This is a genomic window from Candidatus Poriferisodalis sp. (assembly GCF_965208895.1).
Classification (GTDB): Bacteria; Actinomycetota; Acidimicrobiia; order Acidimicrobiales; family Poriferisodalaceae; genus Poriferisodalis.
Window position 1 is genome coordinate 181174 of record NZ_OZ242363.1, and the last position, 14719, is coordinate 195892.

A 14719-nucleotide genomic window follows, 5' to 3' on the forward strand; every position below is an offset into this window, starting at 1 on the left:
CCGGTCCATGCCTCCGGAGACGCCCCAAGGCTTTCCGGCGAGCCCGTCACATTGGCGAATACCATCGCACGAACACGTGCGGGCCCCTCAGCCAGCAGGGAATGACATCGTCGCAGTAGCGACGGAGCGGAGATCGACATGGCACAGCGACCCCCGGTCGCCGACTGGGCGACGGATTTTGACCACCTGAGCGACGAATGGGCTGCGCAGGGACCCGACATCTTGGGTGACCTGCGTGAGCAGTGCCCGGTGGCCCACACGGACCGCTTCCATGGGGCGTATCTCGTCAGCCGCCATGCCGACATCGTCGAGACCGCACGCGACACCGAGACGTTCTCGAATCGCATCACCATCGTCAACGACAACCATCCCGACAACATCGGCCTGGAGATCCCCCCGATCACGCTGGACCCGCCCGAGCACGGCCCGATCCGCCGGGCGCTGCTGCCCTCATTCAGTCCCAAGGCCACCGACGAGCTTGAGCCGACGGTGGTGGCGATGGCCGAGCAGCTGCTCGAAAACACCAAGGGGCAGGACGTCGTCGACGGCGCGATCGAGTACGCGCAACTCTTGCCGATCGATGTCATGGGGTACCTGTTCGGCGTGTCGCCCGAGATGGGTCCGAGCTTCCGACGTTGGGCCGACGGCATGCTGAAGGACGGCCTCGACGACCTGGAAATTGCGCGCCAGGCGTCCCGAGAGGTGCAGGAGTTCTTCGCTACCCAGCTGCGAGATCGTGCCTCCCAGGGCGACGACGCCCCCGACGACCTGGTCAAGACCGTGCTGCAAGCCGAGGCCGAGCAGCCTGACGGCACCACCCGCCCGTTCGGCCGCAAGGAACGCATCGGAGCGCTGTTTGTGCTGATGCTGGGCGGTATCGACACGACCTGGTCGTCGCTCGGCTCGATGCTGCTGCACCTGGGCACCCATCGAGAGGACCTGGAGCGCCTCGTCGCCGATCGGGACCTGATGCCGACGGCGGTGGAGGAGTTCCTGCGCTACTACAGCCCGGTGACGATTGCCCGCTACATCACCGAAGATGCCGAGATAGCGGGGTGCCCCGTGTCGGGCGGGGAGCGAGTGCTGCTCGCCTACCCCTCGGCGAATCGCGATCCCGAGTACTTCGACCGGCCTGACGATTTCGTCATGGACCGCCAGGACAATCGCCACATGGCCTTCGGTGTCGGCGTCCACCGGTGCCTCGGCTCGAACTTGGCCCGGATGGAGCTCCGGGTCGGGCTGAATGCCTGGCTGGACCGGTATCCACGATTCGAATTGGCCGTCGACCCCGACGACGTCAAGTGGTCGGTCGGGCCGATCCGCGGGCCCAGCAGCGTGCCGCTGCGGATTCTGAACTGAGCGCCGGAGCAGCGGGCTGATGGAATTCGGGGCAGTACTGCCGACCTGCGAGATCGGCACCGACCCGATTGCGCTGCGCGACTGGGCCCAAGCCGCTGAGGCGCTGGGCTACTCGCACATCGTCACCTATGACCACGTGCTCGGCGCCGAGCACGCAGGGCGTGAACCGGCCTTCTGGGGGCCGTACACCGAACGAGACGACTTTCACGAGCCCTTCGTGCTCTTCGGCTACTTGGCGGGCGTCACCAGCACGATCGAGTTCGAGACCGGCATCATCATCCTCCCGCAGCGCCAGGCCGCCCTGGTTGCCAAGCAGGCTGCCGAGGTGGACCTGCTGTCGGGGGGGCGGTTTCGGCTCGGCGTGGGATCGGGCTGGAACTACGTGGAATACGAGTCGCTCGGCGCCGAATGGGAGCGGCGAGGTGCGCTGCTGGACGACCAGATCGCTGTGATCCGTGCGCTGTGGGAGAACGACGTCATCGACTATCGCAGCGAGTTCCATCGCATCGACCGGGCCGGCATCCGGCCACGGCCCGCCCGTCGAATCCCGATCTGGTTCGGCGGCTACACACCGGCCGCCCTGCGACGAGCAGCTCGCCATGGCGATGGTTTCACGTTCGGCGATTCGGGACCCGACACGGTCGCGCTGGCTGACCGGCTGCGGGAGCTGCTCGCCGATCAGGGGCGCGATCCAGCTGAGTTCGCGCTTGAGGGCGAGGCCAACTTCGGCATCGGCCCGGACAGATGGACTGCGCTCGTCGATGGCGCCCGGGCCGCAGGCTTCACACACTTCTCGATCAACTGCCAAAGCACGACGTGCGAGTGGGGCGGCAATCCCGCCGCCGACCTTCAGAGCACGGCTGAGCACGTCGCCGCACTGGAGACCTTCATCACCTCGGTGGGCTGAACTAGAACTGCGCGGAGAGCCCACGACATAAGCGGGATGGCGCATGGACCAGATCACGGTGTACCCAGCGGCGCGGATCCACACGATGGATCCCGGCAGGCCGCACGCGGATGCCGTAGCGGTGGCAGACGGGCGGATCGTGTCGGTGGGTTCGATGGAGTCGATGCAGCCGTGGCTGCGGCGCAACCCTTACGACGTCGACGACCGCTACGCGGGCAAGGTGATCCTTCCGGGCTTCATCGACCCCCATACGCACCTGCGGCTGAGCGGCACCTACATGGGGCTGCACTACGTCGGCCCGATCGATTCGGCCTCGCCGACGGGGCTGCGCAAGGGTCTGCCCAACCGCGACGCGGTGCTCCACCAGCTGCGAGCGCTGGCCGCCGAGCATGGCGATCCGAGCGAACCGCTCACCGCGTGGGGCTACGACCCCGCAAGCCAAGACGGCCACGTCGACCGGGACATGCTCGACTCCATCAGCGACACGGTGCCGCTGTGGGTGTGCGCATACGCGCCGCACATCGTCTATGCGAACTCCCCGATGCTCGAGCTGATCGGCGTCGACGACGATTCGATCGGCCACGGTCTCGGCCGTTACCCCGACGGTCGGCTGAACGGCTGGTTCGTGGAGACCGAAGCGACCGCACGGGCCAATCGACCGGTGGCGGCCTCGATTTTCGGGCCGGGCACGGGTCGGGCTGCCATCGACCGCATGGGTGCGGTCGCCCGTGCCGCTGGCGTCACCACGACGGCCGACCTGCTGTGGGGAATGGCCGACGGCTTCGAGCCCGAGTGGGACGACCATGCGGCTGCCATCGCGGAGGGCACGTTCCCGCTGCGCATCTACATGATCCCCTTCGAGCCGAAACTGGTGCGCAGCTACGGCAGCGAGATGCTCGACTTCTTGGCCCAGAAGCGAGCGGAGGGCGACGACCGGCTCAACACGCACGGAGTCAAGTACGTGAACGACGGCTCGTACCCGTCGATGACGTTGGTGATGAACGCGCCCGGCTACCTCGACGAGGACACCGCCCACACCGGGGAGGTCCCGTGGGAGGACATGGTCGAGCGGATGCGGCCGTTCTGGCAGGCAGGCGTGCAGATCCACTCCCATGCGAACGGCGACCGCACCGTCGACATGACGCTGGACACGCTCGCTGCACTGCAGGCCGAGCACCCGCGATTCGATCACCGCTTCACGATCGAGCACTACTGCATCTCGACACCGGCGCAGGCGAAGCGCCTCGCAGCGCTTGGCGGGCTCGCCAGCGTGAACATTTACTTCGTGCACTTCCGGGCGCAGCTGCATGCCGACCATGGCTTCGGCCCCGACCGCAGCGAAGCCACGGCACGGTTGGGCTCACTGGAGCGGGCCGGCGCCACGTTTGCGTTGCACAGCGACTTCAACCTAGTGGTGACGCCGTTGTCGCCATTGCTGGCGGCATGGTGTGCCGTGAACCGGGTGGGCGCCGACGGCGAGACCGTCTTGGCGCCGGGGGAGCGGATCTCAGTTGACCGGGCGCTGCGTGCCATCACGATCGACGCAGCCCACGTGCTCGCCCGTGACGACCGGCTGGGTTCGATCGAGGCCGGCAAGCTGGCTGACTTCACCGTGCTTGACGACGACCCCTACGAGGTCGATCCGATGGCGCTGCGAGACATCTCCGTACACGACACGGTGCTGGGAGGCGAGCCCACCTCGTGACGTGGCGCATCGTTCCCCGGGTCTACTGATGAGCGAGTTGGATGCTGCGTGGCAAGCCACCGTCGGCTCGATCGCGGCGGCGCGCCGCAAGCCTGATCAAGCCGGCGGAGAAGCCGTCGGCGTCACGGTGTTGACAGGATTCCTCGGCAGCGGCAAGACCACGGTGCTGCGTCAGTTGCTGACCGAGCCCGCCGGGCTGCGGATCGCTGCGGTCGTGAACGACATCGGGCCCGTGAACATCGATGCAGCCGCCATTCGCGGATTGCCGGTTGCGTCACGGTCACTGGATCGGGTTGAGCTCACCAACGGCTGCGCATGCTGCGCTCTGGTCGACGACCTTGCCGAAACCCTCGAAGGGCTCGCCGGCTCGCAGACCAGCGACGCCATCGTGGTGGAGGCCAGCGGGGTCGCCGATCCTGCCACGCTGGCGCTGGCCGTCGAGGCGTCAGCGGGCTGCACGCTGGACGGCGTCGTGGCAGTGGTGGACGCGAAGCAGCTCGCCTCCCAGCTGGACGACCCCCGCATCGGACCTGCTGTGCGTCGTCAGATTGACGTGTCTCATGTGGTGGTGCTGTCAAAGGTCGACGAGGTGGATGGCGACGAGGCTGCGGCCTTGATCGGCCGGATCGGCAAGATTGCACCGGGGCGGATGGTCGTTCCTTCGGTACACGGCCGCATCGACCCCCGGGTGCTGCTTGGCGCCGCCATGCGGGGGGCAACATTCCGTGCAGACTCGGGCGAGCACCCCTTCAACGTTGCGAGTGCGGTCGCGACGCCAGCGGGATCATGGGATGTGGCCGAAGTTGCTCGCTGGCTTGAGGACCCGCCGCCTTCGCTGCTGCGAGCGAAAGGGTGGTTCTCCAGCCCCGGCGGCGACACCCACGCGGTGCAGGTAGTCGGGCGAAGCTGGCGCATCATGCCTGCAACAGACGTGCACGATCCCGCCATCGTGCTGATCTGCAGCTCCCAAGAGGCAGCGGACTGGGCAGCAGTTTCCCTGCAGCGACTCGGTTAGCCGCAGCGGCGGGTGAGCAGGCTGGTCGGCTACTCGGGCGAACCGGCCATGTGCTGGCGCATCTCGGGCGACGGCGGGCCGGCTGTGCCCCAGCGATCCGACAGCTCGGGTGTGCGCGGCCATGTTCGTGGCACCCAGGTGGCCTCGTCGACCTGCTGCACTTCGGCAGTGACCTCGGGCACCGTGCCCGCGGGGTCCACGAAGTAGCCGAATGCGTTGTTTCCCGGGCCGTGGCGTCCGGGGCCCCAGCCGACGGCGTGACCTGCCCGGGCCAGCCGCCCGAGCGAAGTCATGTATGCGTCGAGTGAGGGAACCTCGTAGGCCACGTGGTTGAGCGACGCCCACTCGGAGCGATTGAAGGCGATGGAGTGGTGATCGGCGTTGCAGCGCAGGAACACCATCTGGCGTTCGCTCCAATCACTCACGCGGAAGCCCAGCACGTCGCACCACCAGTCGCACAGTGCCTCGATGTCGGCAGTGTTGAGCACGACATGGGCGATCTTGGCCGGCGTGGCGTCGTCGGGCAGGGCTGAGACGGCTTGCGTGCGGGCCGCCAGCTCGACAATCCGGCCTTCGGGGTCGGCAATGCGGAACCCGTATCCGGCACCCGGCCGGTCCAGCTCGGCGGGCTCGCTGAGCAGGGTCACGCCGCGGCCCGCCAGCCCTGCCGCTGCTTCGTCGACTGACCGATCATCGGCGAGGCCGAGGCTGATGTGATCGATGCCGTTGCGGTCGGCTCGATGCAGCTCCAGCACATGGTGCTCAGCTCCGGTGCCTCGCAGGACCGCCGTCTGGCCGTCGGAATCGCCCAGCGGCCGCAGTCCCCATGGGCCGGCGTAGTAGTCGAGGCATTCGTCGAAAGCGCTGCATGCCAGCGCGACGTGTCGCAGATGAGTGATTCCCCACGCAGCCTCGGCGGAGGTGCTCACGGCGTGTCCCGGGCGGCGTCAAGCGCCCCAAGCACCGTCTCGCCGGTGAGGGGCATCGAGGTAACCCTCACCCCGGTCGCGTCGGCAATTGCATTCGCTATCGCGGATGCAACGGGCAGCATCGCTCCCTCGCCGAGGCCCTTTGACCCGAAGGGACCCGGCCCGTGGCCCTGCTCTTGGGTGATCGAGACGAACTCCGCGGGCAGGTCGCTGGATCGGGGCACGCGGTAGTCGACGAGCCGTCCGTTGGCGAGCACGCCATCGTCAAATCGCATGGTCTCGAACAGCGCTCCGCCCAACCCCATGACCGCAGCGCCTTCGTCTTGGCCGCGGCAGGCTCCCTCGTGCAGCACGGTCCCAGCATCACCGGAGACGACCAGGCGATGCACGGTCACCGCGCCGGTCTCGAGGTCGACGGAGACCTCGGCACCGCCCCAGCCGTATTCCCACGAGACGCACGGCGATTCGAGCGGGGCGTGGCTGTCGCTGGGAGCCTTGAAGAAGCCTTCGCCCGTGAACTCGTAACCGGTCCCGCCGTAGGTGCCCATGACCAGTGGGGCAAGCGGCCGGCCCTCGGGCTCGCCGATGCCGTCCGGAGGCACGATGAAAACGAGACCGTCCCGGAACTCGACTCGCTGGAGTGGCACACCCAGTGCTGTGGCCGAGAACAGCAACAGGCGCAGGCGCGCGGCCTCAGCGGCCTTCTGGACGGCTTGGCCCATCACCGAGATCGCCGAAGAGGCGTTCGTTCCCTGATCGAACGGGGTGTGATCGGTGTCGAGGTCAGACCAGTGAATCCGTGACCGGGGCACGTCGAGCACGCGCGCCGCGACCTCGCGCAACGCGGTCTGTGCCCCCTGGCCCATCTCGACGGTGCCGCACTGCACCCATGCATCGCCGCTGGTGGCGATTTTGACCCGAGCCTGTGCCGGCTTGTTGACCCCGCCCGAGTCCTTGAAGCCGACTGCTACGCCGCGCCCCCGACCCGGCGGGCGAGGCTCGTCCATGCCGATATGGCTGGCCACCAGATCGAGCCCTTCGGTCAAGTCGGAGTCCATGGCCGATTCGCCGGGTACGTAGGACTCGCCGAGGCCGATCAGATTGCGGCGGCGCAGCTCGACGGGGTCGAGCCCGAGCCGTGCCGCGATCATGTCGATCTGGCTCTCGCAGGCGAAGTTGGCCTGCGTGCCGCCAAAGCCGCGAAATGGGCCCGCCGGCGTGGTGTTGGTGAGTACCGCATCGGTCACCGTACGGATGTGCTGCCACCGGTACGGCCCTGCCACCCGGTAGCCGGCCTTCTCGGCCACGAGCGGGCTCGCATCGGCATAGGCACCCGCATCGAGCAGCACCTCTGCATCTCGGGCAACGAGCGTGCCGTCGGCCATCACGCCGGTCCGCAGCGTCAGCCGTGCGTTGTGCTGGCGCATGGTCAAGAAGCCTTCGTCGAGCGTGAGGCAGTACCGGACGGGCGTCCCGGCTTTGAGCGCGAGCAGCGTCGCGATCGGCTCGGTCTTGCAGCCGTTCTTGGCACCGAAGCCGCCGCCGAGGTAGCCGACCTGCATGCGAACCCGGTGCTCGCCGATGCCCAGCAGTCGAGCGATTTCCTTTCGTACCGGGAACGGGTTCTGACAGCTCGACCAGAGTTCGAGGCGACTGCTGGTAGTGCTGTCGTCGCTGCCGGCGGTTGCGGCCGACCACCGAGGCCCAGTCCATCGAGCAACCGACACGAACGGTTCGAGATGCAGGTGCTGCTGGCGGCCGTCGAAGCCGAACACGTCGGTGAAAACATGATCGCAGTGATCGAAGGCAGCGGGGTCGCCGGTCTCGTAGCCGAAGCGGTAGCAGACGTTCGGTCGGGGGCGAGTGCCGCCGCTGGCGCCCTGGCCGTAGGCAGGGGTCATTCCCAGTGGTGCTTCGGGGAACACTTCGGGGGCCCCGTCGGCCAGCGCAGCGTCGAAGTCGGTGACGGCGGGCAGGGGCTCGTAGTCGACCCGCACCAGCTCCAGTGCACGCGCCGCGTCGAGCTCAGTGTCCGCCGCGATCGCTACGACTGCGTCGCCGAGGTAGCGCACCCGGTCGAGCGCGAGGATCGGCTGGTCCTTGATGAAGTAGCCGTAGCTGTGCGACGCCACGAGCGGGGATTCCGATGGGCGGTGCTCTCCGTCATTGGCCGCCCAGCGCTCGCGCAGCTCGCCGTTGAGCAGGTCCTGCCGGGTCAGGACCGCCCGAACGCCAGGTGCCTGAGAGGCAGCGACCGTGTCGATGCGGGTGATGAGGGCGTGCGGGTGAGGTGAACGCAGCACCTTGGCGTGCAGCATGCCTTCGAGAGCGACATCGACCGCGTAGGGGGCAGTGCCCGAGACTTTCGCGGCGGCGTCCGAGCGAGTCATGGTGTCTCGTCGGGGGCGGGGCCGGACTCCAGGCGCAGCGCTGCAGCGGCGGCTTCAACAGCTTCGATGACCATCAGGTAGCCAGTGCAGCGGCAGATGTTGGAGTCCAGCCAATCACAGACGGTCGTGCGGTCGGGGTCCCGATGGCGGGCAAGCAGGGCGCTCGCGGTGAGGATCAAGCCAGGTGTGCAGTAGCCGCACTGGAAGGCGCTCAGTTCGGCGAATGCCCATTGGACAATGGGCAGTGTCGCGGCCGGGTCAGCCGTCGGAGCGCCGGTCTCAGCCATGTGGCTTGCTTCAATCGTGAGCACCTCACGGCCGTCGGTCTGCCAGGCGAACGTGGAGCACGACGCAGTGGGCGTGTCGTCCATCAACACGGTGCAGGCGCCGCAGACGGCTTGATCGCAGCCGACGCGGGTACCGCCCAGGCCAGCGCGTGTGCGGATGGTGTCCACCAGCATCTCCGACGGCGGCGCGGAGATGGGGAACGGTTCCCCGTTGAGCCGGATGGCTATGTCGATCGAATCGTCCGCCGCGTCGCCCGCCAAAGCGTCCGGCAGCGTCTTGGCGGGTCGCCCGGCCGGTGCAGCGGTGTCGCCGCGGAGCTTTTCGGCGGAGGAAGGGGCAGACGCGGGAGCGGTCGGTCTCGCAGATACGCCGGTTTCCTCTGCCTCATCGGAGCCAACCGTCTCGATGTGGGATTGCAGGCACCGGTTCACGAGCACGCTGATCATGCGGCGCCGGTAGGCAGCGGAAGCGAACGCGTCGCCAATCGGGTCGGGCAGTTCGGCGAGCGCCACGCCGACCTCGGGAGGGTCTGTGGCGCCGGCCGGGAGCACCTCGACCTCCTGATAGGCACAACCGATCGCCACACATTCGTCGCCGACGGCAACAGAGACGACCGGCTTCAGCGATCGGTCGTAGACGATGCGGCCGGCCAGAGGTATTTCGCAACCGACCAGCAGGCGGTCTCGCGGGCGATCCGCCACTGCGCAGCGTCGTTGCGACCCATCGGCATCGGCGAAGATCAGCGAGGCTCCGGCGGCGGCCAGGATCGGCGCGGCGTCGTAGCCCGCATCGAACGCCATGAGGTTGCCGCCCATCGTGCCGGTGGACCGGATGCGGACGTTGCCGATGGTCCGCCAGGCATCGGCGAGATCCGGTCGGTGAGCCCGCACGAGCTGGTCTGTCTCGATCCGAGCATGGGTGACCGCCGCGCCGATGAACAGCACCCCGTCGCCGAGTGAGATCTCGTCGAGCAGGTCCAGCCCGTCGGGCGACCCCCGACCGGGCTTGCACAGCGGCACGAGGGCCGGTGCCGCTTCACCGTCGCGGAGCCGCTGGGCGACGTCAATCCCGCCCGCATGTGCCCATGCGCCAGAGGCGATCATCGACGCAGCATCAGTCAGCGAGTCGGCCCGGTACAGCGAGAACGGCTCGATGCCCAGGTGGCTGCGAGAGATGAGCCCTGCCGCAGTCTGGGCGTCGGAATCGGTACCGGTGGTACTCACGATCTGATCATCTTGCCGCTTGGCCAACTTGCGTCATCGTGCGGTGCAAAGCGCAGCGTCATCGGTCTGCGCTCGTCGGCATCTCGACGGGCGGTACGAAGGGGACCGGCATCGGCCCCAGTGCGTCGCAGTCCACCCGGATCATCTGCGGGTGCCCAGCAGCCGTGGCCGACTCGAAGGCGTCGGCGAACTCATTGGGCGTCGCCACATCGAAGTAGCCGAAGTCGAACGCCGCCGCAGCCGCGGCCAGATCAGGCGTGCGCAGATCCACGCCCGAGCGCCTTCCGAGGTGCCGGTCCTGCGTGTTGCGCAGCACCCCGTAGCCGCCGTCGTCGAACACGACCACGGTGACCGGCAGCTCTTCTTGAGCCAGTGTGGCCAGCTCGCCGAGCTGGGGCACCAGGCCCCCGTCGCCCACCATCACCATGGTTGGCTCATCGGCACGGGCGATCGATGCGCCGATGGACATGCCCACGGCCTGTCCGATGCCGCCTCCACGGGGAACCACGTTGGTGGAAGGGTCGATCACGGGCAGCAGGCGATTGCCCCAGGAGCTGTTGGGGATGGTGATGTCTCGCACACGGGGCGACCGGTCGCTGAGCACGCCCGCCATGATGTCGCAGATTGATGCGTATGGTCCTATGTCCCGGCGCAGCAGGGCTCGGCAACGTTGGCGTGTGGCAGTGATGGTGTCGCGCCACTCCGGCTGCAAGGCGGTTCGGCCACCTCCGAGACGCTCGACGAGCGAGGCGACCGCCACGCACGCATCGCCGACGATGCCGACCTCGGCCGGGTACGAACGGCCGATGGCCACTGGGTCGATGTCGATCTGGATGTGCCATCGAGGCAGCGACAGCCGGTAGCTGCGGGTCTCGTTCGATCGGAAATGCGTGCCGATCGAGATGAGCACGTCGGCTTGGGCGAGCAGCTCGGCGCCTGTCGCAGACGCTGCGAAGTTGCCGATGACCCGGTCGTCGGATTCGGGCAGCACGCCGCGGCCCGCATTCGAGGTGAACAGGCCGGCGCCGGTACAGCGCAACAAGTCGTCGAGCACGGCGCGGCAGCCGACGGCACCACCGCCTGCCCACACCAAGGGTCGCTCAGCAGCAGCGATGAGATCGGCAGCTCGTTCCAGCGCTGCTTCGTCGAGTTCAGGCACTGCTGCAGTGCCGAGCGCAGCACCGCTCTCCAACGCGTCATTGTCGGATTCGGGGGCTCCGACGGTGTGCCGCGAGCTGTCGGTCGTGGTTGCGTCGAAGGGTTCGGTTTGGCCGTATTGCAGATCGATCGGCCACTCAAGGCTGACCGGTCCACGAGGGTGGGTGCCCAGCCGTCGGGCTGCCTGGGCGAAATCGGCCAACGGCGCCGCCCCGACCGTTGCCGCCCACACCGAGCACGACCGCAGCATCCCGAGCTGGTCGCGTGTCTCGTGAATGACACCGCGTCCCGCACCGAGATGCTCGCTGGGAATCTGTCCGGTGAGGTGCAGCACCGGCGAGCCAGCCGTGAGCGCCTCCACCAAGGCCCCGGCCGCATTCGCTGCTCCCGTACCGGTCGACGTCACCGCGCAGCCGGGCGTGCCGCGCACCCGGGCGAAGCCGTCGGCGGCGTTCACCGCGGCTGCTTCGCTGCGGGTGGGCACCCATCGCAAGCGGTGGGCCAGCGCATCGACGAGGGGGAGGTTGTGGACGCTCACCACTCCAAAAGCAGCATCGATGCCGAGCGAGGTGAGCACTTCGACCAGCAGGTCGCCGCCGTTTCGCGGCAAGGCTCGGCTCATGGCATCACGAAGCCGCCGTCTACCACAATGGTCTGCCCGGTGATGTAGGCCGACTCATCCGACAGCAGCAACGAAACGTGCCCGTGCAGGCTCATGGCGACGCTGGTCGTGCGAGCGCCTCAGTCCCGCGTGATTCCCGCCATCGGGGAGTGCGGGGGATAGGTGGGGAGCTGAGGCTTTGACGCTCCCAGCATCACGACGAACAGAGCGTCGGTGTCGCCGACATTGCGCAGCGAGCGGGCCGTTCCCGCGGGGATCTTGATGAGGTCGCGGTAACCGAGCAGCCGGGTGGCCGAATCGTCGCCGGCGTGGATCGTGATCTCAAGCTCGCCTTCGAGCACGAAGAAGGCTTCCTCCACGTCGTGGTGGGTGTGCTCGGGTCCTTCAGCTCCCGGCGGCAGCAGCATGTTGGAGAACGTGAAGTGCTCAGCAGCCAGCGCCCGATCGTCGCTTTCGTGGTTGCCGGTACCGCCAGAGCCGATGTAGCGGATCTGGGCACGCCGGTACTGCGGGCCGGCCTTGGTCTGGAACGCCAGCGTGTCCCAGTCCTCCCGCCGGGTGTCGCGCATGGCGCACATCGAATCGATGCGGGCCTCGAGGTCAGCCGTTCCTGCTGCTTCGGCCCGGTCGGCGGTGGTCTGGCTCATCGTTGGTGTCCTGTCGTGTTCGACATGTGGCGGGTGCGACGGTTGCAGGGTACGAGTCAGTCTGCGAGCGCGACCGGGGCGGGTTGGGGCTCAGTGGCGAGCCCGAATCGCGCCCGCTGCGCCTCGAAGTCAGCCTCGAGTGCGCGACGCAAGTGCACCACAGGCCGGTCCGCTTGCGCCAGATGCTCGTCACGCCGGGCCTCATCGGTGGTGCGCAGGCTCTCGAGCATCTCCTTGTCCTGGTTGAGCACATGCAGGTGTGTGCCGCGCAGGCGCAGCCGGTACAGCGTTCGCCAGATCCGACGTTCACGTCCGGCGACCTCCCGAAACCGCGGAAAGTGCACGAGCGTCGCGGCATTGTCGCGTGGTGTCAGGAACCCCAGGATCCGCAGCGGGGGACCGGGCCCGGCGCTGGGAGGCAATGGGATGTCGAGGCGGACGTATGCGAGATCGCCGGTGTGAATGTCGATCCAGTCGAAGTTCGTCCCGGCCTGGTCGCGGCGGCGCACCTCGAAGCCGTCGTCGTGATCGTCGACCACGACACGGTCATGGGTGATGCCTTCGTTCAGCGTGATCGAGCGTGCATGCAGGAACGGTGCATGCATGAGATCCACGAGGTTCTCGAGCGCCAGCATCCAGTTTGCACCCCACTCGACGCTCTCGGGGAACGTCGAGTAGCGATCATCGGTGAATTCGGCCGGCAGGCGGAGCGCTGCCGGCGACGACTCGCCGATCCAGGCCCACAGGTAGCCGGCCTCCTCGGCGACCGGGTAGGTCACGCTTACCTTGGTGCGCTCAGCCAGCGAGCACGCTCCGCCCTGAGAGGGCACCGAGGTGCACTGGCCGCTGCCGTCGAAGCGCCAGTGGTGATAGCCGCACCGCAGTTCATCGCCCACGACATCGCCGATCGACAGCCTGGCTCCGCGATGCGGGCAAAGGTCGGCCATGAGGTGGGGCGCTCCAGAGCCATCGCGCCACAGCACCAGGTCCTCGCCCAGCAAGCGGGTGGCCACTGGCGTGTCGTGCACCGCGTCGGCAGTGCCCAGCAAGTACCAGCGGTCTCGCAGCCCGAGCCGCGGGTCGCCCTTGGGCAGTTCAGCCAGCGGTGGCCATGCGGGCGGGCGCCGTGCAATCTGCCGGTTCCCGATGCCCGTGTACTGCGATACACGGCCCCGCACGCGCCCGACCAGCGCCCGAGCCGTGTGCTCCAGCGCCAGACGGGCAGGCATCGGTGGCTTGGAGGAAGCGCCATTAGGTGAATCTTCCGGTTGTCGCACCTGTTGTTTCCCGCTCTTGTTCGCTGTCGCTCACGGGCCGCTCGGGCCACGGCTTCGCCTATCGGCTCAGCCTCTTAGTCGCCGGTCAGGTGCGCCACGCGGGGCATGACGTCGTTGGCCAGCAGGTCCATCGAACGACGCCACGCATCGGGGTTGTCGGCATAGTCGAAGCAGAACAGCAACAGGTGACCGAACCCGCCGACGTCCGCGTACACCTTCTCGATGTCGGCAGCGACGGTCTCGGGCGAGCCCACGAACCAGTTGTTGCGGGCGCAGTACTCGACGGTGACTTCGCCGCCCGCGGGTGGATTGCGTTCGTCCACCAGGAACTTGTGGAAGTCGAAGGCGCCGAGCAGGGGGATGAAGTAGTCGGTCATCATCCTGCCCATCATCCCGCCGTAGGACAGCTCCCAGGCCTCCTCGTCGGTGGGGGCCACGAATACCTCGCGGACCATCCGCCAGTCGCTGCGGCTGACCTCTCGCCCGGCTCGGCGAGCTCCAGCCTCGTAGGAATCCCAGTGCCCGCTGACGTACTGCGGGTTGAGATTCAGGCTCAATGGGATCCAGCCCTTCTCGCCCGCCATCTCGAGCGTCGGCGACGGCGAGTTGAGCCCGGCAACGCCGATCGGCGGATGCGGCTGCTGCAGCGGCCGCAGGTGATGCACCAGCTCCATGTCGGGCATGCCGTGGGGGACCGAGCCCTTCCAGTGCTTGCCGTCGTGCGTCCAGCCGGGCTCCTGGCTCCACAGGTTCAGGATGAACTCGACCGACTCCTGGGTCATCTCGCGGTTCTCTCCGGCCATGCCGTCGACGCCGAACATCTCCCAGTCGCTGGGGAGGCCGCTGGCGGCGACACCGAAATTCAGCCGGCCTTCGGAGATGTGATCCAGCAGCGAGATCCGGTTGGCCAGCTCGGCAGGGTGGTAATAGGGCAACAGGAATCCGCCAGGACCGATGCGGATGTTCTTGGTCCGCCGCAGCGCCTCGATCGTCAGCAAATCCGGGGCGGGGTGCGGCTCCCACTTCGCCGCATGATGCTCGCCGATCCAGGCTTCGCCGAAGCCGAACTCATCAGCCCACTCGATGACCTGCAAATCCCACTCCCAGCCCTCGCGCAAGTCGCGCTCGGGCGGGTGGCTCGGCATCGTGAACAGTCCCAATTCCATGTGCATCCCCTGTCTGCTTCAGTGGCGCCTCAA

12 protein-coding genes are annotated in these 14719 nt (G+C 67.7%); 4 read left to right on the plus strand and 8 right to left on the minus strand.

Going from position 1 to position 14719, the window contains the following annotated elements:
• Positions 1 to 138: 138 nt before the first annotated feature.
• Genes ACOGJB_RS00880 through ACOGJB_RS00895 form a run of 4 tightly spaced genes read left to right on the plus strand, consistent with a single transcriptional unit; the run spans position 139 to position 4986 of the window.
• Positions 139 to 1359, plus strand: a complete 1221-nt coding sequence (locus ACOGJB_RS00880; RefSeq protein WP_419838953.1) for a cytochrome P450 — start codon at positions 139 to 141, stop codon at positions 1357 to 1359.
• A 19-nt stretch (positions 1360 to 1378) separates the two neighbouring features.
• Positions 1379 to 2266, plus strand: a complete 888-nt coding sequence (locus tag ACOGJB_RS00885; RefSeq protein WP_419838954.1) for an LLM class F420-dependent oxidoreductase — start codon at positions 1379 to 1381, stop codon at positions 2264 to 2266.
• 43 nt (positions 2267 to 2309) lie between these two features.
• Positions 2310 to 3971: an amidohydrolase gene (locus ACOGJB_RS00890; RefSeq protein WP_419838955.1), complete on the plus strand. Its 1662-nt coding sequence runs from the start codon at positions 2310 to 2312 to the stop codon at positions 3969 to 3971.
• Between the two features lie 28 nt (positions 3972 to 3999).
• A complete protein-coding gene (locus ACOGJB_RS00895; RefSeq protein WP_419838956.1) occupies positions 4000 to 4986 on the plus strand; it encodes a CobW family GTP-binding protein in 987 nt (328 codons plus the stop codon).
• Between the two features lie 29 nt (positions 4987 to 5015).
• Here the strand turns inward: ACOGJB_RS00895 and ACOGJB_RS00900 are convergent, their stop codons facing one another.
• The 8 genes from ACOGJB_RS00900 to ACOGJB_RS00935 form a co-directional block, all read right to left on the minus strand.
• Positions 5016 to 5915, minus strand: coding sequence for a VOC family protein (locus tag ACOGJB_RS00900; protein WP_419838957.1), 900 nt, complete (start codon positions 5913 to 5915; stop codon positions 5016 to 5018).
• Positions 5912 to 8305, minus strand: coding sequence for a xanthine dehydrogenase family protein molybdopterin-binding subunit (locus ACOGJB_RS00905; RefSeq protein ID WP_419838958.1), 2394 nt, complete (start codon positions 8303 to 8305; stop codon positions 5912 to 5914). Before ACOGJB_RS00905 ends, ACOGJB_RS00900 begins: the two co-directional genes overlap by 4 nt.
• Positions 8302 to 9816 (minus strand): 2Fe-2S iron-sulfur cluster-binding protein, encoded by a 1515-nt coding sequence (locus tag ACOGJB_RS00910; protein WP_419838959.1) that lies wholly within the window; start codon positions 9814 to 9816, stop codon positions 8302 to 8304. Before ACOGJB_RS00910 ends, ACOGJB_RS00905 begins: the two co-directional genes overlap by 4 nt.
• 58 nt (positions 9817 to 9874) lie before the next feature.
• On the minus strand, positions 9875 to 11596 hold the full coding sequence (locus ACOGJB_RS00915; protein ID WP_419838960.1) for a thiamine pyrophosphate-binding protein: 1722 nt from the start codon (positions 11594 to 11596) through the stop codon (positions 9875 to 9877).
• Entirely contained in the window at positions 11593 to 11691 is a 99-nt protein-coding gene (locus tag ACOGJB_RS00920) for an SDR family oxidoreductase (RefSeq protein ID WP_419838961.1), read from the minus strand. Before ACOGJB_RS00920 ends, ACOGJB_RS00915 begins: the two co-directional genes overlap by 4 nt.
• A gap of 24 nt (positions 11692 to 11715) precedes the next feature.
• Complete coding sequence (locus ACOGJB_RS00925; RefSeq protein WP_419838962.1) at positions 11716 to 12243, minus strand: cupin domain-containing protein; 528 nt, start codon at positions 12241 to 12243, stop codon at positions 11716 to 11718.
• A gap of 56 nt (positions 12244 to 12299) precedes the next feature.
• Positions 12300 to 13472 (minus strand): Rieske 2Fe-2S domain-containing protein, encoded by a 1173-nt coding sequence (locus ACOGJB_RS00930; RefSeq protein ID WP_419838963.1) that lies wholly within the window; start codon positions 13470 to 13472, stop codon positions 12300 to 12302.
• Positions 13473 to 13594: 122 nt separating this feature from the next.
• Positions 13595 to 14686: an LLM class flavin-dependent oxidoreductase gene (locus tag ACOGJB_RS00935; protein ID WP_419838964.1), complete on the minus strand. Its 1092-nt coding sequence runs from the start codon at positions 14684 to 14686 to the stop codon at positions 13595 to 13597.
• Positions 14687 to 14719 lie beyond the last annotated feature (33 nt).

Coding starts and splice junctions, on each gene's coding strand:
- ACOGJB_RS00880 (WP_419838953.1), top strand. CDS start 139: ATGGCACAGCGACCCCCGGTCGCCGACTGGGCGACGGATTTTGACCAC.
- ACOGJB_RS00885 (WP_419838954.1), top strand. CDS start 1,379: ATGGAATTCGGGGCAGTACTGCCGACCTGCGAGATCGGCACCGACCCG.
- ACOGJB_RS00890 (WP_419838955.1), top strand. CDS start 2,310: ATGGACCAGATCACGGTGTACCCAGCGGCGCGGATCCACACGATGGAT.
- ACOGJB_RS00895 (WP_419838956.1), top strand. CDS start 4,000: ATGAGCGAGTTGGATGCTGCGTGGCAAGCCACCGTCGGCTCGATCGCG.
- ACOGJB_RS00905 (WP_419838958.1), bottom strand. CDS start 8,305: ATGACTCGCTCGGACGCCGCCGCGAAAGTCTCGGGCACTGCCCCCTAC.
- ACOGJB_RS00915 (WP_419838960.1), bottom strand. CDS start 11,596: ATGAGCCGAGCCTTGCCGCGAAACGGCGGCGACCTGCTGGTCGAAGTG.
- ACOGJB_RS00920 (WP_419838961.1), bottom strand. CDS start 11,691: ATGAGCCTGCACGGGCACGTTTCGTTGCTGCTGTCGGATGAGTCGGCC.
- ACOGJB_RS00925 (WP_419838962.1), bottom strand. CDS start 12,243: ATGAGCCAGACCACCGCCGACCGGGCCGAAGCAGCAGGAACGGCTGAC.
- ACOGJB_RS00930 (WP_419838963.1), bottom strand. CDS start 13,472: ATGCCTGCCCGTCTGGCGCTGGAGCACACGGCTCGGGCGCTGGTCGGG.
- ACOGJB_RS00935 (WP_419838964.1), bottom strand. CDS start 14,686: ATGGAATTGGGACTGTTCACGATGCCGAGCCACCCGCCCGAGCGCGAC.